Genomic DNA, 19,574 nt, shown 5'->3' with positions numbered 1-19,574 from the left:
TGCGCCGATCCAACAGGAAAATGAGAACGGAACGGGAACCCGCCCACCCCCGCCCGATTTTGCGGCAGGGCCGGGCCGGACCGCGCCGGACGGCGGGAGGACGTCGCGGAGGCAAGACGCCGCCGGGGTGCCGGACAGGCCGGGCGAAAGCCGGGGCGACGCCCGGTTTGCCGGGAAGCGGCGGGGAAGGCGCGTGCCGATCGGGCTGCGCGACAGGGCGGCAACGGGATCCTTGCGGAGGCCGGCGCCGGGCGCCTATTCCGCCGCCTCGGAGACCGTGCCCTCGAATTTCGCGCCGTCCGGGCGGGTCACCGTATCGGCGGAGGAGGCGTCGGGCCCCATGTAGAAGCGCCGCCGCGCCGTGAAGCGACCGGCGATGAAGCGCATGAATTCCGTGACGCGCGGCACATGGCGCAGGTCGGGATGGGTCAGCACCCAGATCGGGACGTGGTCGGTCAGCGCAAGCTCCGGCACGCGCACGAGGGCCGGATCGCTTTCCCCGAGGAAATGCGCGGTGCGGACCATGCCGACCCCCTGCCGGGCGAGCGCGAGCGCGGTCACCATGTCGTCGGTGCGCATCGCGACGCGGCAGTTCGGCAGGTCGGAAAACAGCCCGGCCGGATTGGTCGAGGCCCAGGCGAGAAAGGCGATATAGGGCAGCCGGGTCTCGTTGTCGCGCCCCTCGAGCACGTCGCGATATTCCTCGATGAAGGCGGGGGAGGCGAACCATCCGGCCCGCTGCTGCGTCACCATCCGGCCCCAGAGGCTTTCCTCCGGCGAATGGGTGACCCGGATCGCCACATCGGCCTCGCGCCGGTGCAGGTTGAGCACTTCGGTCGCGCCGAGGATCTGGAGGTCGATGGCCGGGTGCAGTTCCTTGAACGCCTTCACGTCCTCGGCGAAATGGTTCTCCGCGACGAGCGGCGGGATCGTGACCTTCAGCTCGCCCTCCTCGGTCTCGTCGCGCGCGGCGAGCGCCATGTCGAGCGCGACCATCCGCGCCTCCACCTCCTCGGCATGGGCGATGGCGACCTGCCCCGCCTCGGTCGGCTGGAGCCCGGAGGCGAGGCGCGTGAAAAAGCGCACGCCGGCGGCCTCCTCGGCCTTCGCGAGCTGGCGCGAGACGGTGGCATGGTTCACGCCCAGCACCCGCGCCGCGCCCGACAGTCCGCCCTCGCGCGCCACGGCGAGGATATATCTCAGAGAATCCCAGTCAGTCATGCCGCGCAGATTACATGACCTTCATTTTCGCACAAGAGGGGCGCAGATAATATCACCCATGCAGCAGGCGACGGGGCTGCGGGTCATCTGTGCGCGGATGCGGAGCTCAGGCGGCGGGGGCCTCCACGCGCCAGCGCGGGAAGGTGGCGTTCATCGGCATGGGAACGGCGCCGAAGAGCAGCGAAACCAGCACGAGGACCACGACCGCCGGCCCGCGAAAACGCAGCCGGTGGACGGGCGCGATGCCTTCGAGCAGCGCCGCCGCCTCCTCCCGCCGGGACAGCGGCACGCAGACCGGCATGCCGCCCAGCGCCACGGCGAGATGCGGCACATTGCGGTGATGCTGGCTGTGCAGCAGGACGAGCGGGATGTCCGTCGCTCCGAAGGCGGCCTCCAGCAGGGCCACATCGGCCGCCCCCATGGCGCGGCCGATCTCGACGAGCGGCTCCCGCCCGGAACGGCCATCCCGCGTCACCGCACCGGACATGCCTCAGATATGCAGCGCCCGGCCATAGGCGGCGAGCACCGCCTCGTGCATCATCTCCGACATGGTCGGATGCGGGAAGACCGTCTCGATCAGCTCCTCCTCCGTGGTCTCGAGCGTGCGGCCGATGACATAGCCCTGGATCATCTCCGTCACCTCCGCGCCCACCATATGCGCGCCCAGAAGCTCGCCGGTCTTCGCGTCGAAGACGGTCTTCACCAAGCCCTCGGCCTCGCCCATGGCGACCGCCTTGCCGTTGCCGATGAAGGGGAACTTGCCGACCCTGATCTCATGGCCCGCCTCGCGCGCCTTCTCCTCCGTGAGGCCGACGGAGGCGACCTGGGGATGGCAATAGGTGCAGCCCGCGATGCTGCCCGGCTTGATCGGATGAACCTTTTCCCCGGCGATCAGCTCGGCCACCATCACGCCCTCGTGGCTCGCCTTGTGCGCGAGCCAGGGCGCGCCGGCGATGTCGCCGATGGCATAGAGCCCCTCGACGCCCGTGCGGCAATAGTCGTCGGTGACGACATGGGTGCGGTCGATCTTCACCCCCGCCTCCTCGAGCCCCAGCCCCTCGACATTGCCGACGATGCCGACGGCGGAGATCACCGTGTCGAATTCCTCCGTCGTGGTCTTTCCGCCCGCCTCGAGATGGGCCGTGACCTTGCCCTTCGCCCGGTCCAGCGTCTTGACCGTGGTCTTTTGCAGGATCTTCATCCCCTGTTTCTCGAACTGCTTCTTCGCGAAGGCGGAGATGTCCTTGTCCTCGACGGGAAGCACGCGGTCCATCACCTCGACCACCGTCGTGTCGGCGCCGAGCGTGTTGTAGAAGCTCGCGAATTCGATGCCGATCGCGCCCGAGCCGATGACGAGCAGCTTCTTCGGCATCCGCGACGGTTTCAGCGCGTGGCGATAGGTCCAGACGAGATCGCCATCCGCCTCGAGCCCCGGCAGTTCCCGCGCCCGCGCGCCGGTGGCGACGATGATGTTCTTCGCCGTCAGCGTCTCCGTGCCCTTGTCGGTGCGGACCTCGACCCTGCCCTTGCCTGCGAGTTTCGCCTCGCCCATCACCGCCGTGACGCCGTTCTTCCTGAACAGCGACTTGATCCCGCCGTTCATCTGCGCGGCCACCTTGCGCGAGCGGTCGACCACGGCATCGAGGTCGAAGCCGATCTTCTCCGCCGACAGGCCGAATTCCTTCGCCCTGTGCATCATGTGAAAGACTTCGGCGGAGCGCAGCAGCGCCTTGGTCGGGATGCAGCCCCAGTTGAGGCAGATCCCGCCGAGGCTCTCGCGTTCGACACAGGCGACCGTCAGCCCGAGCTGCGCCGCCCGGATCGCGGCGACATAGCCGCCGGGGCCGGACCCGATCACGATGAGGTCGAAGTTCCTGTCTGCCATGAGATCCTCCCGCAGGTCCCGGATTGAAATTAGTTTGACACTAAACTATCCCGAATTTCGGGGCAACGGGAAGGCGGAGGAATGTCCGAAAGCCTGTGTCCCGCGCAGCGCATAGCTAGCCCGGACACAGGGTCGTTCAAGCGGCGGAGGCTCAGGCGGCCTCGGCCTCGTTGAGGGTCTTCAACAGCGCGTCATACCCGCCCCCGTCGAGGAATTTCACCTCGAGCGCGGTGCTGTGCCGCGTCAGCGCATCGTTGCGGTAGGGGAAGCGGCCGAACTGGCGGATCACCTCGCGATGCGCCCGCGCGTGGCGCAGGTTGTCGCCCTGCCCCGGCAGGCGGTCGTGCATGAGCCGCACGCAGCGGTCCTGATCCGTGAGGCATTCCGAATGCATCAGCGGCAGGTAGAAGAACTGCCGCGCCGGCGGGTCGATGCGCATGTCCCAGCCCTTGTCGATCGCGGCCTTGGCGGCGGCGAGCGCCTGGCGGTCGGAGGCAAAGGCCCTGCCCTCGTCGCGGAACATGTTGCGCGGCATCTGGTCGTTGAGGATGACATAGGCGAGCGCCCCGGACGGATAGGTCAGCCAGAGCGAATAGGCCCCGTCCTGCGCCTTTTGCCATGTCGCGAGAAATCCGTCGCGGATGCGCCGGTCGAGCGCCGCCTCCGCCTTGTACCAGTTCGCCGGGCCGAGCTCGTCAAGCCAGAAGGCGAGAATCTCCTCCGGGGATTTCTGCGTGTCGAGAACCTGCGGTTGCGCCATCATATGCTCCTCTGGACGGCCTTGCCTTTGACAAAACGGTTACACCCATGATCGGTGGGCGCAAGTAAATTATCCGAAACTGCGACGCGATTTTACATTTGTTGCGCGCTAACGTCATACGCTAACATCACGCGAGGTTACCGTTCTGAAGCATCGCTCGCCTCGTCGGCGCGTTCGATGGCGACTTCCTGCGCGACCTCCGCGGCCACCGGAGAGGCCGAGGGCATGATCGGCACATAGGAGGACGTGTCCTCGACCGGCACGGCGGCGCGGCGGGTCATGCGCCAGAGCGCGTAGAGCGCGACGGCGCCCATCAGCACCGCCTGCATCAGCCAGTAGCCGCGCGGACCCACGGCGCCCAGCAGCCAGCCGGCGACGATCGGTCCGCCCACCGCGCCGACACCGTTGATGAACAGCAGCCCGCCGGAGGAGGAGGCCATGTCCTCGGGGTTCAGATAGTCGTTCGTATGCGCGATGAGCAGGGAATAGAGCGGGTTGGCCATCCCGCCGGCGATGAAGGCGACGCCGAGCGCGAGATAGTAGGAACCGGGCAGCAGCATTCCCCCGACGCAGGCCAGCGCCCCCACGCCCGCCGCACCGAGGATCACCTGGCGGCGGTCCATATGGTCGGAGATCCAGCCGATCGGGATCTGGAAGGCCACCGCCCCCACGTAGATCGCGGCGATGAAGCTCGAGAGCTGCGGCAGGCTGAATCCGGCCTGCGAGGCATAGACCGAGGCCATCGCCATCTGCGCGGCGAAGACACCGCCCATGAGGAACATGCCGACACATCCCAGCGGCGAGACGCGGAACAGCTCCCGGAGCGTCATCGGCTTGGAGGTCTCGAAGGCGGGCGTCGGCGTCACCGACAGCAGGATCGGCGCGATGGAGACGGAGACGAGGACCGAGGGCACGATGAACAGCACGAAGCCCGAGGGATCGCCCTGCGACAGGATCCACTGTGCGAGGATGATGCCGGACATCTGCACGAGCATATAGGCCGACAGCGCCTTGCCGCGCACCTCGTTGGAGGCGGCGTTGTTCAGCCAGCTCTCCGAGGTGACGTAGACGCCGGAGAAGCAGAAACCCAGCAGCACGCGCAGCGCCGTCCAGATCCACGGATCGGTGACCACCGGAAAGAGGATGAGCGCGGCGGAGATGAAGGAGGCGAGTGCCGCGAAGACCCGCACATGCCCGACCCGTCGGATCAGGATCGGCGCCATGCGCGACCCGCCGAGGAAGCCCGCGAAATAGCCCGACATGACAACCGAGATCTCGAGCGTCGAGAATCCCTCGAGCACCCCGCGCACACCGAGCAGCGAGCCCTGAAGACCGTTGCCGATCATCAGCAGGAGGATGCCCGCGAGCAGCGGCGCGGAGGATCTGAGAACCTGGTTCATGATCCTGCCCTGCCAGATTCGCGGAGAGGGGGAAAGCCGGAGCGGACCGTCCGGTCAAAATTCGGCCGGGCGCGGCCGCGCTCACGCCCCCTGCGGCAGGAGCAGGGAGGAATCGCCATAGGAGAAGAAGCGGTATTTCTCCGCCACCGCGTGATCGTAGACCTCCCGCATCCGCTCGCGCCCCATCAGCGCCGAGACGAGCATCAGGAGCGTCGATTTCGGCAGGTGGAAATTGGTCATCAGCGCGTCGGTCATGCGGAACGTGTAGCCCGGCGTGATGAAGATGTCGGTCTCCCCCAGGAAGGGCGCGATCCGCCCCGGCTCGGGCGCGGCGCTCTCGATCAGCCGGAGCGCGGTGGTGCCGACGGGGATCACCCGCCCGCCCGCGGCCTTCGTCGCGTTGATCTCGGCGGCGGCGCGCTCCGTCACCTCGCCCCATTCCGAATGCATCCGGTGCTCGGACACATCGTCGACCTTGACGGGAAGGAAGGTTCCGGCCCCGACATGCAGGGTCACGTAGGTGAACTCCACCCCCATCCGCGCCAGCGCCTCGAGGAGCGGCTCGTCGAAATGCAGCGACGCGGTCGGGGAGGCGACCGCGCCGAGCGTCTTCGCCCAGACCGTCTGGTAATCCACCTTGTCCTGGCTGTCGGCCTTGCGCTTCGCCTCGATATAGGGGGGCAGCGGCATGGATCCCGCCTCCGCGAGCGCGCGATCGAAATCCCCGCCCGCGAGGTTGAAGGCGACCACGGCCTCGCCGTCCTCCTTCGCGACCAGCACGGCAGAGAGAGCGTCGGAGAACCGCACCGTCTCGCCCTCGCGCAGCTTCTTCAGCGGCTTGACGAGCACCCGCCACTGTCCCGCCTCCGCCTGCGGCTCCAGCAGCGTGACCTCGATCCGCGCCTCGCGGTAGCCTTCCGCCGTGTCGCGCCCCCGCGTGCCGGTGAGCCGCGCCGGCAGCACCTTCGTGTCGTTGAGCACGAGCCGGTCTCCGGGCCGGAACCAGCGGGTGAGATCGGTCACCGTCCCGTCATGGATCGCATCGGGCGTGGCGACCAGCAGCCGCGCGGAGGAACGCGGCTTCGCGGGCCGGGTCGCGATCAGCGCCTCGGGCAGGTCGAAATCGAAATCGGACAGTTTCATGGACGGCGCCTCGCCTCATCGGGGTTGTCCGGCGGGCTTCCTGCGGAAGATGTCCCGCATCGCGCCGGGGGTCAGGATCGAGAGCGGATTCACTCCGACCGACGGGGCCGTCGCCGGTCCCGTGAGCGTATAGGTGAAGCCGAACAGCCCCTCGCCCCTGCGCGAGACGATCTGACCGAGCGCGTTGAGGAAATAGACCGGGGAGATGACCCCCTGGAAGTCCACCGTATTCGCGGCCGTGTCATAAAGCCCTTCGAGCGAAATGCCAAGCGACGGTCCCTCCGCCGTGACGCCGCGCAGCGAAAGCCGCCCCGACAGGAGCGTGAAGTCGCCCTGGATGCGGGTGAAGAGGATGCCCCCGCCGCCTGCCATCTGGTCGATGAGCCCGACGACCGAGACGGCGGAGAGCAGTTCGGCCAGCGTCGGCGCGGAATGGACGCGCAGGTTGTCGATCACCACGCGCCCGTCATATCCGGCCTTGCCCGGAAGCGCGGTGAGCGCGGCATAGAGCCGGCCGCCGGTGGCGCGCTCGATCACGCCCGAGGCGGAAATCACCGCGCCGGCATCCTCCGCGCCGAGCGTGATCGTCGGCCCGTAGGTGCCGGGTGTCAGCGTGCCGTTCAGCGTCGCCCGCCCGTTGAGCGCGCCGGTGAACGAGCCGGTGACGCCGCCCTGCGCCGACAGGCGTGCCGAGACGTTGCGCAGCTCCTGCCCCCTGGCCAGGGTCACGCGGTCGAGCCGCGCGGAGATCGGGATCGCCGGCGTCCCGCCGCCGCCCGCGCCGCCGCCGAAGGTCGCGCGCGGCAGGTCGAGCCGCCCGCCCGTCACCTCCACCGCCACCGCTTTTCCCTTGCCCTGCCCCACCACGGCCCCCGCGACGTCGAGCCAGGAGCCGAGCGCGAAGCGTTCGAAGCTCAGCCGGTCGAGCCCGCCGTCCGCGCCGAGGCTCACGCGCCCGCCCTGCGCCTCGAGCCCCGCGCCGCTGAGGCTCAGCTCGGAAATCTCCGGCCGCTCCCCCGCCAGTCCGGCGAGGGTCAGCTGTCCGCGCGTGCCCGGCGGCTTGCCCCAGCCGAGCGGCGGGAAGCTGAGGCGCAGCCCGGCAAGGTCCGAGGTGATCTCGAACCGCGGCGCCTCGCCCTGCCTCAGCGCGACGGAGAGCGCGCCCGCCGCCTCGCCCGCCACCATCCCCTCGGGCAGCACGATCCCGAAGGTGTCGAGCAGCGCCTGGTCGATCGTCACGCGGCCGGCGACATCCGAGCGGCCGCGCTGGTCGGGACCGAACCGCTTGCGCCATTCGCCCGTGACCGCTGCCGTCCCGACCCGTGCCGCGCCCCCGATCGACAGCCCCTCCGGATCGACGTCGAGCGCGAGGCGCTCCGCGCTCAGCACCTGTCCGGGCATGAGCCGGTCGGAGGAGACGTTCTCGAGCGTGCCTTCGAGCGCGAAACCGACATCGGGAAGCGTCAGCTTCTGCACCAGCGGAAAGGCGATGTCGCCCCGGATCTCCGCCGTCCCCTCGGCCACGTCCGGGCCGAAGGGCGCGGCGCGGAGGATGGAAAAGGGCGGTTCGGCCATGAGCGAGAGCCCCGCCTCGATCCGCGAGCGCGTGTGCAGGCCGATCTCCATGCGCGCGGGTTTCGCGGTGATGTCGGGAATGCGCAGCACCGTGCCCGCCACCTCGACCGGACCGCCCTGCGGCGGGGTGATCGTGCCGCCGTCCATCGCGATCGTCATCGCGTTGCCGAAGATCGTGCCATAGCCCCGCCCCTCCGCCACCGGCGGCTGGCTGGCCATGAAGCGCATGTCGAGCCCGTCGAAATCCCAGTCGAGCGCGAAGACCGGGCGGCTCTGTCCCGGCGAGAGGCGCAGCGCGAGGTCGAGGTCGCGATAGGTGGCCGCCGCGATGTTCTGCGCCATCCAGGCGCGGGTCTTCGCGATGGCGGCGGGCGGCCAGAGGCCCAGGAGCTGCGCATTGGTGATCTCGTCGACGGAGAGGTCGAGCGCGGCGTCCCATCCCTCCGGCCCGGCCGCCGCGCGCCCCGACCCCCTGAGCCACAGGTCACCGCGGCCGAGATCGAGCGTGCCCAGGTCGAGGCGGAAGGGCGCCAGCCGCATGCGCACATCGGCAAAGCCGCGGTCGAAGGTCAGGGGCTCGGAAAACAGCCCCTCGGGTGCGACCCGGATCCGGCCGAAGCGCCATTGCCCGGTGAAGCTGCGCGGCCAGACGCCGTCGAACTCGCCCAGCAGGATCTGGCCGCTGCCCTCGATGTCGAGCGCGTCGGTCGCCAGCGTGAACTGCGGGAAGGAAATCCGCTCGCGGTCGGGATCGTAGTCGAAATATCCCTTCGCCCCCTCGAAGGCCAGCGGCGGCGCGCCTTCCTCCGCGACGATCCGGCCGGCGCCGATCTCGAGCGAGCCGGTGTAATCCTCGAGCAGGCCGGTCGCGCCGACCCGGCCGCGCATGCTGGCCGACACCGGCGCGTCCACGACCGACAGGAACGAGAGCGCGGGCGCCTGGAGCGCGAAATCGCGGGTCGGCGCATCCTCCACCGACAGCGACATCGTGGTGGCGAGCGAGCCCTTCTGGGAGGTGAAGCCCATCGCGACGCGGGACAGCTCCTCGGTGCCGTTGAACAGCTCGAAATCGAGTGTGATGTCAATGTCCTGCGGCGTGTTCCTCAGGCTCGCGCCCGCATCCGTCGCCGACCAGATCCGGCCGGAATGCGCGTCCTCGAGCGTCACGGTGATCTCCCGCAGGTCGACGCGGGCGATCGTGGAGAGCGGCTCGGTCGAGAACGCCCGGTCCACCGCCTCGAGCACCTCGGCGGCGGAGCCGACGGAGCCGCGCGCCCCGCCGAAATCGAAGGCGAAGGAACCGTCCGCCCGCCGCCGCACCGTGATCTGCGCCCCCGACACCCGCAGCGCGTCGGGCCGCAGCCGCCCCGCGCGCAGCGCCTCGCGCGACAGAATCGCGCGCAATTCGTTGAGCCGGGCGATCTCCGCCCCCGAGGCGTCGATCAGCCCGACGTTGCGCGCCGTGACGCGGGGGACGAGATTGCGGTCGACCATCGCGACGATCCGGCCGATGGAGACGCGCGGCCCGTTCAGATCGCGGTTGATCTTCGCCTCGATCCGTTCCGTGACGGCATTCGGCAGCACGATGGTGCGCCCGGTCACCGCGAGCACGGCGAAGATCATCGCCAGCGCGAGGATGCCGGCCACCGCCAGCGTCCAGAGGCCGATGCGGTGGGCGCGGCGCCGGCGCGGCCGCGCGGCCGTCCCGCCCTCCGCCGCCCGGTTCCGGGCGCCGGTCTCCCGCTGGTCCTCCTCGTCGGGGTCGATCATTCTTGCCGCTCGTGTTCGTGGGTCGGTTCCATCTTCTCCGAAAGCGGCCTAGAACGAAACCGAAAGCCTGCGCAACGCGTAATGCGCCGGACACCCAACCGAGGAGATGACTTATGCTTGAACCCGGCTCCCCCGCCCCCGATTTCACCCTGCCGCGCGATGGCGGCGGCGAGGTGACCCTCTCCGGCCTGCGCGGACAGAAGGTCGTCCTCTATTTCTATCCCAAGGACGACACGCCCGGCTGCACCACCGAGGCGCTCGACTTCACCGCGCTGAAGGACGAATTCGCCGCCGCCGGCGTCGCGGTCTTCGGCGTCTCCAAGGACAGCGTGACGAAGCACGAGAGCTTCTGCCGCAAGCACAGCCTCGGCATCCCGCTCCTCTCCGACGAGAACGGCACGGTCTGTGAGGACTACGGCGTCTGGGGCGAAAAGCAGATGTACGGCAAGACTTTCATGGGCATCACCCGCGCGACCTTCCTCGTCGACGAGGAGGGGCAGATCGCGCAGGTCTGGCCGAAGGTGAAGGTCACCGGCCATGCCGAAGAGGTGCTCGCGGCGGCGCGCGGATGAGCCAGACGCTGGCGGCGATGGCCGAGGAGGTGCTGCGCACCGCCGACGGGCGCGAGAAGACCGCGCTCTCCCATCGCCATGCCGCGCGCTGGCAGGAGGCACGGGCGGCGGGCACGCCGCCCGCGATCGGCCACGCCGCCCCGCCCGACCGGCCCGCCCGGCCGGCGCGCCCGGACCTGCTCGACCCGCGCGACGTGCCGCGCCGCCGTCCCGGAAGCCCGGAGGGGCGGATCGCGATCCTGCACGCCATCGCCCATATCGAGCTGAACGCCGTCGACCTGCACTGGGACATGGTCGCGCGCTTCACCGGCCTCGACCTGCCCCCCGGCTTCTACGACGACTGGGTGAAGGCGGCCGACGAGGAGAGCAAGCATTTCAACCTCGTCTGCGACCGGCTCGAGGCGATGGGCTCGCACTACGGCGCCCTGCCCGCCCATGCCGGCATGTGGCGCGCGGCCGAGGACACGGCAAAGGACATCATGGGGCGGCTCGCGGTCGTGCCGATGGTGCTCGAGGCGCGCGGGCTCGACGTGACGCCCGGCATGATCCGGATCTTTCAGGGCGCGAAGGATCCCGAGACCGTCGCCGCGCTCGAGGTGATCTATGCCGAGGAGGTCGCCCATGTCGCCTATGGCGCGAAATGGTTCAACTTCCTCTGCGGCCGTCGCGGCATCGACCCGACGGCGGAATTCCACGCCCTCGTGCGCCGCTATTTCCCCGGCGGGACCAAGGCGCCCTTCAACGAGGAAAAACGCGCCGAAGCCGGGATGCCGCCCGACTTCTACTGGCCGCTCGCCGACACGCTTCCGGCCGCGTGGAGCTGAGCGCCACCTGCGGCAGCCTGTCGCACCGCGGGGGCCCTCACCCGATCTCCTTTTTGCGAAAACGGATCAAGACTCGGCAGAAATCTGCCCATTTCATGTGAATTCCGCCAAATCTCCGCCTGTCCGGCCCAGGCGGGGGCAAAAGCGTTGCCCCATGGGGAATCGTCCGGTAACAGGGTCGCGACCGCTTGGGGACGAGGGTCCGGCGCCGCGACAGACGGCGGGGGATCCGACGGGTAATCAAGAAACTCAACGACAACTCCATGCGGATCGGGAACGGGAATTGAGGACGGTTTCAGCCCAGCCATGATGAGAAAGCTCAACCACTTGCTTGAGCGCAGTTTCCCCGAACGCCGGGTGTTTCTGCGCTCCGACAACGACACCCGCTATCTGCGACTGACCCCTGTCACGCAAATCGTCGCCGTCACCGGCACCACGGTCTTCGCGGCCTGGATGATCATCGCCTCGGCGATGCTGCTGATGGACAGCATCGGATCGGGGAACCTGCGCGAACAGGCCGGGCGGGATCTGGTGCTCTTCGAGTCCCGCCTTGCGGAGCTCGCCCACGAGCGCGACATGCGCGCCGAGGAAGCCGCCGCGGCGCAGGCCCGCTTCACCACCGCGCTCGAACAGATCTCCGCGATGCAGTCGCAGCTCCTCGCCTCCGAGGAACGCGTGCGCGAGCTCCAGAAGGGCGTCGACGTGGTCCAGGCCAACCTGCTCGAGACGATGGACGAGCGCGACGAGGCGCGGGCCGCCGAGGCCACGCTCCAGGCCCGGCTCACCGGCGAGGGCGAGGGCGCGGGCGGCATGAGCGCGGACGACATGGAGGATACGGTGGACGTGCTCACCGCGGCGCTCGCCGACACCGCCTCCGAACGCGACGAGATGGCCGTCCATGCCGAGCAGGCGATGAAGATGGCCGAGGTGCTCGAGACCGACCTGAAGCTGATGGAAGAGAAGAACGATCGCATCTTCTCCCAGCTCGAGGATGCGGTGACCGTGTCCGTCGCGCCGCTCGACAAGATGTTCAAGGCCGCGGGCATGGACCCCGACAAGCTGATCGCCACGGTGAAGAAGGGCTATTCCGGCCAGGGCGGCCCGCTCACGCCGATCACCTTCTCCACCAAGGGCGGCATGGTCGACCCGGATTCGATGCGCGCCAACGCGATCATCGAACGGATGGACGCGCTCAACCTCTACCGCATCGCCGCGCAGAAGGCCCCGTTCTCGCTGCCGCTCAAGAACAGCTTCCGCTACACCTCGGGCTTCGGCCCGCGCTGGGGCCGGATGCACGAGGGCACGGATTTCGCCTCCGCCTACGGCACGCCGATCTACGCCACCGCCGACGGCGTCGTGACCTTCGCCGGCTGGCAGTCGGGCTATGGCCGGCTGGTGAAGATCCAGCACGAGTTCGGCATCGAGACCCGCTATGCCCACCAGTCGCAAATAATGGTGAAAGTGGGGCAAAGGGTCTCGCGCGGAGAGCAAATCGGTGCTATGGGAAATTCCGGCCGTTCCACCGGCACGCATCTTCATTACGAAATCCGCGTGGGTGGCAAGGCCGTCAATCCGATGATCTATATTAAGGCTGCCAACGATGTTTTCTAAAAGCAGAATCAACGAGCCCGGTCCGAAGCAGGGTGAAGAGGCGAAGAAACCCGAGGCAGCGGCGTCCAAGCCCCCCCTGCCGAAGTCTCCGGCCCCCGATTTCGCGCAATCCGCGCCGAAGGCGAAGCCGCCGGCATCGGTTCTGTCGTCCGACCTGACCGTCGTGGGCAACCTCAAGACCTCCGGCGACATCCAGATCGAGGGCACGGTCGAGGGCGACATCCGCGCGCATCTGCTGACCGTCGGGGAAAGCGCCACGATCAAGGGCGAAGTGGTCGCCGACGACGTCGTGGTGAACGGTCGCATCGTCGGCCGCGTGCGCGGCCTCAAGGTCCGCCTGACCTCCACCGCGAAGGTCGAGGGCGACATCATCCACAAGACGATCGCGATCGAGAGCGGCGCCCATTTCGAGGGCTCGGTGCAGCGCGCCGACGATCCGCTCGGTGGCGCGAAGGCGGCGTCGGCCGCGCCGGCCTCCGCAACCGCACCGCAAGCCGAGTGAGCCAGGCGCATTCGCAGCATGAGAGGCGGCCCCACGGGTCGCCTTTTTCGTTCCGGAGAGACAGACACAGATGACGGCCGAAGCCCTGCGCCAGCTCGAGAAGGTCCAGAACCTCTACATGTCCGATTTCCGCATGGGCCGGAGCAACGAACGCCGCCTCACCGCCGTGTTCGACGAAGGTGTCGCGGGCGAGCCCGAGCAGCTTCTGACCGGGAATTCGGTGATCGATGGGCTGCTCGGCGGCGCGAATGTCATCGAGGTCCGCCCCGGCTCGCGCCGCTTCACCCTGCGGTTCGACGAGTACGTGTCCTTCAAGATCACCGAAGAGATCTTTTCGCGCCACGAGGACACGCCCGCCCCCGCGAGCCTGTTCCGCGAGAATCCCTCCGCCGTCTTCCTGCGCCATGTGAAGGAATGGACGATCTACGAGGATTACCACGAGGATCGCCTGCACCATTATTGCGTCGCCGCGCTCAACCATGTGCTCGAGGTGGTGACCACCGTGCCGCCCACCGTACAGATGCGGATCCTCACCGAGGACGACCTGCGGGAGTGACATCCACCCCTCTCCCGGCGTCGGACTTTCGTCGGATCGACCTCGGCGCCGCGTCGGACCCTCTTCGGGCGTCCCTGCGCCGCCGCGACCGGCCCTGACGCCTGCCGGCCACCCGGCCCGCGCCCTCCCGGCGCACCGCCCCGGCCTTCCCCTCCGCGCCGCCCGCGCTGACGCCCCCTCCGTCCGACCCGCGCCCTGCACACCCGTCTCCGCGCCGCGGCATTCCTGTCCGACGGTCGCCCCGCCCCTGCGCTCCGCCGCCTTGTGCCCGGCCGCCGCCTTCGCCATTCTGGCGCCACGCCCAACCGGACCCAGGATGCCCATGCCCACACCGTCCTCCCCATCCGCCGCCGCCCCCGGCCGGTCCGGCCCGCTCCAGGCGGGCAATTCCGGCGGCATCCTGTTCATGGTGCTCGCCATGGCCTGTTTCGCGCTCGAGGACATGGCGGTGAAGCGCATCGCCGAAACCCTGCCCGTGGGCGAGCTGCTCGTGCTCTTCGGCCTCGGCGGCATGGCGGTCTTCGCCGCCCTCACGCGGGCCCGCGGCGAGCGGCTCCTGCATCCGGCGATGCTGTCGCGGGTGATGCTCCTGCGCGCGGTGTTCGAGGTGGCCGGGCGGCTGTTCTTCACCCTCTCGCTCGCGCTCGCCGCGCTCTCCACGACCTCGGCCATCCTCCAGGCGACGCCGCTGGTGGTCGCGGCCGCCGGGGTGGCGTTCTTCGGCGAACGGGTCACGCCCGGCCGCTGGGCGATCATCGCGCTCGGCTTCGCGGGCGTCCTGCTGGTGATCCGGCCGGGGCTCGACGGGTTCACGCCGCTTTCCATGCTGGCGCTGCTCGGCATGTTCGGCTTTGCCGGCCGCGATCTGGCCACGCGCGCGGCCCCGCCCATCCTGTCCTTCGCCCAGCTCGGGATCACCGGCTTCGCCGCGCTCGTGGTCGCGGGCGCGCTGGTCTCGCCCTCCGGCGACGCCTGGCTCATGCCCTCGCCGGCGGCGCTCGGCTGGCTCGGGTTTGCCATGGCGGTGGGCGTGCTCGCCTATACCGCCCTCACGCTGGCGATGCGCATGGGCGAGATCTCCGTCGTCGCCCCCTTCCGCTATATCCGGCTGCTCTTTGCGATGATCCTCGCCGCGCTGGTCTTCGGCGAACGGCCCGACGCGGCCGAGCTTCTGGGCGCGGCGGTGATCGTCGGCTCGGGCGTGCTGCTGCTCGTGACCTCCCGGCGCCGCCGCTGAGGCTCAGAGCAGCGCGCGGCGGTAGAGATGCCAGGTCGCGTGGCCGAAGACCGGAAGCGCGACGAACAGCCCGAGAAACAGCGGCGCGACGGCCAGAAGCGTCGCCCCCGCGATCAGCGCCGCCCAGAGCGCCATGACCCCCGGATTCTGCCGCACCACGGCGACGGAGACGATCATCGCGGTGACGAAATCCACCTCCCGGTCGAGAAGATGCGGCAGCGAGGTGACGGTGAGCGCGAAGAGCAGGAAGGCGAGCCCGCCCCCCACGGCGAGCTCCGCCGCGATCATGCCGAGCCCCTGCGAGGAGAGGAAGACCTCGTGGCTCGTCGTGATATTCGTCATCACCGACAGCCCCATGAACAGGGCAAAGATCATATGCGCGAGGAAGGACCAGAACAGCACGTAGATCGTGAGGATCGCGCCCATCCACGGGATCTGGCGGTCCTTCTCCGCCTTCACCACGCCGAGGATGCGCGTCCAGTCGAGCGCCGCCCCCGCCTCCATCCGGCGCGAGACCTCGTAGAGGCCGACCGCCGCGAAGGGCGCGAAGAGCGGGAAAGCCAGCGAGAGCGCAAAGGTCCAGAGCACCGTCCCCGCCCCGCTCAGCACGAAGCCGAGGCCGATGGCGACATAGACGGCGGAAAAGAACAGACCGAAGCCGGGCGCGCGGCGAAAATCCTGCCATCCGAGGCCGAGCGCGTCACGCAGATCCGCGAGGGTCAGCTGAGCGATCACCGGAAGCGGCGCCGCCGCGACCGCCTCGGTCTGTTCCATGGGTCTCCTCCCTGCCGGCTCGAGCCGGTCTCGTGGGAGGAATGATGACAAAATGTCGCACCCTGTCAAGCCCCTGACGTCATGCCGCCCGGCGCGGCAGGGGCGGCGTCAGCGGGTGAGGAGGTAGCTCAGCGGCACGATGGAGACCGAGGAGGCCCGCGTCCCGATCGCCCATTCCGCCAGGGCCCGCAGCGTGTCGGGCTTTGCCCGGCCGACGAGCACCACCTTGCCGTCGATCCCGGCGTGGAAGGCGGCCTGGTCGAGAAACCGCTTCATCGCGTCCACATCCTGTCCGCGCCCGTCGAAATCGCGGAAGACCAGCGCCATCGGCGCCTCATCCGCGCGCTGCGCCTCCTGTTCGAGGGCGTTGAGCCCGCGCGGGAAGCTGACGATGCCCCGCCCGCTCTGCCCGGCGCTGGCGACCACCTGGGCCGCGACCTGACGCGAGCTCTGGAAGCTGGCCGAGGGGACGTCGAGAAACCCGATGGAGACCGGCACGAGATCGGCGGCCTGCGACAGCGTCACCGCCGCGTCCTGCGGCGAGGCGCCTTCGGGCAGCGCGACCATCGACAGCACCTCGAGCCCCGCCCCGCGATAGGCCAGCGCGCCCGCGCCCGCCCCGGCCCCGACCGCGTCCACGGCAAGGGCGACCGGGAACGGCAGGGAGGCGAAGGCCGGATCCTCCGGCTCGAGACGCGCGATATCGACGAGGATCACGCTCATCATCGGCCCCTCCGGCGCGCCGGAGAAATCCGCCGAATAGGCGGTGAGCGCGGGCAGCTCGTCGGCGAGCACCACCGGCGCGCCCGTGCCTCCCGCCGCCTCGCCGCCGATCGCCGGCAGGCGTGTCGAACGGCGGCTGTCCTCGCGGTCGGTGAAGGAGCCGGCGCGCTGGCCGATCCTCCCCTCCGGGCTGTCCTGCGCCTCCTGCGTCTCGACCCGGCCCGGACGGTCCGCGGCGCCCACGCCCGGCATGGCGGTGACGCGCGGGCCGGTGGCGGGCTCCTCGGGCATCTCGGTGCCGGGAACCACGGCCTGCGCCGGCGGCGCCTCCGTGCCCTCCGGCGCGGGCGCGCGGCCCGGCAGGTGCTCCTCGACCGAGGGCAGGGCATCGGGCGCGGCGGCTTCGGGCGCAACCGATTGCGGCGGGGTCAGCACCGGGCTCTGCCCGCCGATGGCGCCCATGTCGAGCCCGCCGGCCTCCTCCGGCGTCTCGCGCGGATCCACCGGGGAGACCTCCGGCGCGGCGGCGGGGGAATCCTCGGCCGCGGGCGCCGTCTCGGAGCTGGCCTCGGGGGCGGTCACCTCCGGCAGGCCGCCGGTCCGCGCCGCCTCGCCGGCGGGCAGGTCCGGGGCGAGCGCCGGCGCCTCGTCGGCCTCCGGCGGCGCGAGATCCGCGGGTCTCTCGAGCTCCGGCGCGGGCGTCGCGCTGCCGGGGGCGCCGGTCCCGGCGGGGGCGGGTTCGGGCGCGGCATCGGGGGATCCGGCCTCGGGGTCGGCCTCGGCCGTCCCGGCCTCGGGAGAAGCCGCCTCCGGGGTCGCGGAACGCGGCGGCGCCTGCGGTCCGGGGGCTTCGGAGATCACGGAGCCGACCGGCGCCACGACCTCGTTGGCAAAGACCAGAATGGCGAAACCGACCACCGCACCCCACACCAGCCCCGTGAATATTCCGCGCCCCATCTGTCTCCCGGTGCTCCTTGCCCTGCTTGCCCTGCGTGCCCCGCGCGTCGGGGACGGGCCTGCGCCCGCGCTCCCGGCCCGGTCAGAGGCCCGATATTGTTGCCGCCGGCACAAGGCCTGCCCTTGACCCCCGGCGGTGCTTGTGACCATGTATAGCGCGGCTTTCAACCGGGATCATCCCCCTTTGACGCCGCCACCCCCATCCGGCGCGCGGCTGCGCCCGCCGCGCCGGCTTTCCCGACCCGAGGGTGCGCGCCCGCGCCCCTCCCAGCCCCGCGGGACATCCCGCCACAGGACCGCCACAGGACAAGGCCATGCTGCTTCTGATCGACAATTACGACAGCTTCACCTACAATCTCGTCCATTACATCGGCGAGATCGGGTGGCGGGCCGAAGTGGTGCGCAACGATGCGCTGAACGTGCAGGAGGCGATGGCGCTGAACCCCGCGGGCATCGTGCTCTCCCCCGGTCCCTGCACCCCGCGCGAGGCCGGGATCTGCATCCCGCTCGTCCATGCCGCCGCGGATGCGGGCATCCCGCTCTTCGGCGTCTGCCTCGGCCATCAGGCGATCGGCGAGGCCTTCGGCGGCGAGGTCGTACGCTGCCACGAGATCGTCCACGGCAAGATGGGCGAGATCCTGCACCACGGCACCGGCGTGTTCGAGGGTCTGCCCTCCCCGCTCCGCGCCACGCGCTACCATTCGCTCGTCGTCGACCGCGCCACCCTGCCCGACTGCCTCGAGGTCACGGCGGAGCTCGCCGACGGCACGATCATGGGCCTGCGCCACAGGACGCTGCCGATCGAGGGCGTGCAGTTCCACCCCGAGAGCATCCGCTCCGAACATGGCCATGACATGTTCCGCACCTTCCTGAAGACGCTCGAGACCCGCGAGGAGGCCCTGGCATGAGCGATGCGATGAAACCCCTGATCTTCGCCGCCTCCGAAGGCCCGCTCAGCCGGGCGCAGGCGCGCGAGGCCTTCCGCATCCTGTTCGAGGGCGAGGCGACCGACGCCCAGACCGGCGGCTTCCTCATGGCGATGCGCGCGCGCGGCGAATCCGTGGCCGAATATGCCGCCGCCGCGCAGGTGATGCGCGACAAATGCGTGCCGGTCACCGCCCCCGAGGGCGCGATGGACATCGTCGGCACCGGCGGCGACGGGCTCGGCACGCTCAACATCTCGACCGCCACCGCCTTCGTCGTCGCCGGCGCCGGCGTGCCGGTCGCCAAGCACGGCAACCGCAACCTGTCGTCGAAATCCGGCGCGGCGGACGCCCTCTCGGTGAGCGGCATCAACGTGATGGTCGGCCGCGACGTGGTCGAGGAGGCCCTGTCGGAGATCGGCATCGGCTTCATGATGGCGACGGTGCACCACCCGGCGATGAAACATGTCGGCCCGGTGCGGATGCAGCTCGGATGCAAGACGATCTTCAACATCCTCGGCCCGCTCACCAATCCCGCCGGCGTGAAGCGCCAGCTCACCGGCGCCTTCGCCCCCGACCTGATCTGGCCGATGGCGGAGACGCTCCAGATGCTCGGCTCGGAAAAGGCCTGGCTCGTCTACGGCCACGAGGGCATGGACGAGGTCTCGATCACCGGGCCGACCTCGGTCGCGGCACTCGAGAACGGCGACATCCGCAGCATGGAGATCCACCCCGAGGACGCCGGCCTGCCGGTGCACAAGCTCCGCGACATCCTCGGCGGCACGCCCGAGGAGAACGGCGCGGCGATGCGCGCCGTGCTCGAGGGCGCGGAGGGCGCCTATCGCGACGCGGTGCTGATGAACGCCGCCGCCGCCTTCGTCGTGGCCGACCGTGCCGCGACCCTGACGGAGGGCGTGGAGATCGCGCGGGAGAGCATCGCCTCGGGCGAGGCGCTCGGACGGCTGACCGCGCTCGCGGAACTGACCTCGCGCCACTGAGCCGCGCGCCACTGAGCCCGGCGCCGCTGCGCGCACGGCACCGCTCTCGCGGCATTGCGCTTTTTGCTGCTCCAAATACTCACGGCGCGCCTCCGGCCAGGGGCGCGCCGTTTTCGAGTATTTCCGGCAGCAAAAAGCAGGGC

Annotated in this window: 17 protein-coding genes; 8 read left to right on the top strand and 9 right to left on the bottom strand. The window is 69.8% G+C overall.

All coding sequences use genetic code 11. The features are described from left to right. Positions 1-255: 255 nt before the first annotated feature. The 7 genes from P73_RS08190 to P73_RS08160 all read right to left on the bottom strand — a co-directional run bounded on the left by P73_RS08190 (position 256) and on the right by P73_RS08160 (position 9,754). Entirely contained in the window at positions 256-1,221 is a 966-nt protein-coding gene (locus P73_RS08190; protein WP_052453113.1) for a LysR family transcriptional regulator, read from the bottom strand. A 106-nt stretch (positions 1,222-1,327) separates the two neighbouring features. Continuing rightward, positions 1,328-1,708 carry a hypothetical protein gene (locus P73_RS08185; RefSeq protein ID WP_043869232.1) on the bottom strand — a complete coding sequence of 127 codons (381 nt, stop codon included), beginning with the start codon at positions 1,706-1,708 and terminating at the stop codon, positions 1,328-1,330. Positions 1,709-1,711: 3 nt separating this feature from the next. After that, positions 1,712-3,106: a dihydrolipoyl dehydrogenase gene (lpdA, locus tag P73_RS08180; RefSeq protein ID WP_043869231.1), complete on the bottom strand. Its 1,395-nt coding sequence runs from the start codon at positions 3,104-3,106 to the stop codon at positions 1,712-1,714. A gap of 151 nt (positions 3,107-3,257) precedes the next feature. Continuing rightward, on the bottom strand, positions 3,258-3,866 hold the full coding sequence (locus tag P73_RS08175; protein WP_052453549.1) for a DUF924 family protein: 609 nt from the start codon (positions 3,864-3,866) through the stop codon (positions 3,258-3,260). Between the two features lie 137 nt (positions 3,867-4,003). Next, entirely contained in the window at positions 4,004-5,266 is a 1,263-nt protein-coding gene (locus P73_RS08170) for an MFS transporter (protein WP_043869230.1), read from the bottom strand. Between the two features lie 81 nt (positions 5,267-5,347). Continuing rightward, entirely contained in the window at positions 5,348-6,409 is a 1,062-nt protein-coding gene (gene queA, locus P73_RS08165; RefSeq protein ID WP_043869229.1) for a tRNA preQ1(34) S-adenosylmethionine ribosyltransferase-isomerase QueA, read from the bottom strand. A 15-nt stretch (positions 6,410-6,424) separates the two neighbouring features. Beyond that, a complete protein-coding gene (locus P73_RS08160; protein ID WP_043869228.1) occupies positions 6,425-9,754 on the bottom strand; it encodes an AsmA-like C-terminal region-containing protein in 3,330 nt (1,109 codons plus the stop codon). A 113-nt stretch (positions 9,755-9,867) separates the two neighbouring features. On the opposite strand from P73_RS08160, the gene bcp reads away from it, so the two are divergent. The 6 genes from bcp (at position 9,868) to P73_RS08130 (ending at position 15,056) form a co-directional block, all read left to right on the top strand. Continuing rightward, positions 9,868-10,326: a thioredoxin-dependent thiol peroxidase gene (gene bcp, locus P73_RS08155; RefSeq protein WP_043869227.1), complete on the top strand. Its 459-nt coding sequence runs from the start codon at positions 9,868-9,870 to the stop codon at positions 10,324-10,326. Further along, the gene (locus P73_RS08150; protein ID WP_043869226.1) at positions 10,323-11,150 is read left to right on the top strand and encodes a ferritin-like domain-containing protein; all 828 of its coding nucleotides are present in this window, start codon (positions 10,323-10,325) and stop codon (positions 11,148-11,150) included. Before bcp ends, P73_RS08150 begins: the two co-directional genes overlap by 4 nt. A gap of 306 nt (positions 11,151-11,456) precedes the next feature. Next, entirely contained in the window at positions 11,457-12,761 is a 1,305-nt protein-coding gene (locus P73_RS08145) for a M23 family metallopeptidase (RefSeq protein ID WP_043869225.1), read from the top strand. Beyond that, positions 12,751-13,263, top strand: coding sequence for a bactofilin family protein (locus P73_RS08140; protein ID WP_043869224.1), 513 nt, complete (start codon positions 12,751-12,753; stop codon positions 13,261-13,263). Before P73_RS08145 ends, P73_RS08140 begins: the two co-directional genes overlap by 11 nt. 70 nt (positions 13,264-13,333) lie before the next feature. After that, positions 13,334-13,819 carry a hypothetical protein gene (locus P73_RS08135; RefSeq protein ID WP_043869223.1) on the top strand — a complete coding sequence of 162 codons (486 nt, stop codon included), beginning with the start codon at positions 13,334-13,336 and terminating at the stop codon, positions 13,817-13,819. 418 nt (positions 13,820-14,237) lie between these two features. Beyond that, positions 14,238-15,056 carry a DMT family transporter gene (locus P73_RS08130; protein ID WP_245629275.1) on the top strand — a complete coding sequence of 273 codons (819 nt, stop codon included), beginning with the start codon at positions 14,238-14,240 and terminating at the stop codon, positions 15,054-15,056. Positions 15,057-15,059: 3 nt separating this feature from the next. Here P73_RS08130 and P73_RS08125 read toward each other — a convergent pair whose 3' ends face one another. Both P73_RS08125 and P73_RS08120 read right to left on the bottom strand, forming a co-directional pair. After that, on the bottom strand, positions 15,060-15,830 hold the full coding sequence (locus P73_RS08125) for a DUF2189 domain-containing protein (protein WP_043869222.1): 771 nt from the start codon (positions 15,828-15,830) through the stop codon (positions 15,060-15,062). A gap of 108 nt (positions 15,831-15,938) precedes the next feature. Then, complete coding sequence (locus P73_RS08120) at positions 15,939-17,510, bottom strand: divergent polysaccharide deacetylase family protein (protein ID WP_043869221.1); 1,572 nt, start codon at positions 17,508-17,510, stop codon at positions 15,939-15,941. A 314-nt stretch (positions 17,511-17,824) separates the two neighbouring features. On the opposite strand from P73_RS08120, the gene P73_RS08115 reads away from it, so the two are divergent. After that, positions 17,825-18,418, top strand: coding sequence for an anthranilate synthase component II (locus tag P73_RS08115; RefSeq protein ID WP_043869220.1), 594 nt, complete (start codon positions 17,825-17,827; stop codon positions 18,416-18,418). After that, complete coding sequence (trpD, locus tag P73_RS08110; RefSeq protein WP_043869219.1) at positions 18,415-19,431, top strand: anthranilate phosphoribosyltransferase; 1,017 nt, start codon at positions 18,415-18,417, stop codon at positions 19,429-19,431. Before P73_RS08115 ends, trpD begins: the two co-directional genes overlap by 4 nt. Positions 19,432-19,574 lie beyond the last annotated feature (143 nt).

Origin of the sequence: Celeribacter indicus (genome assembly GCF_000819565.1) — a bacterium.
GTDB classification, from domain to species: domain Bacteria; phylum Pseudomonadota; class Alphaproteobacteria; order Rhodobacterales; family Rhodobacteraceae; genus Celeribacter; species Celeribacter indicus.
Note: the sequence above shows the minus strand (reverse complement) of the source record. Positions and strands in the feature narration are given on the sequence as shown.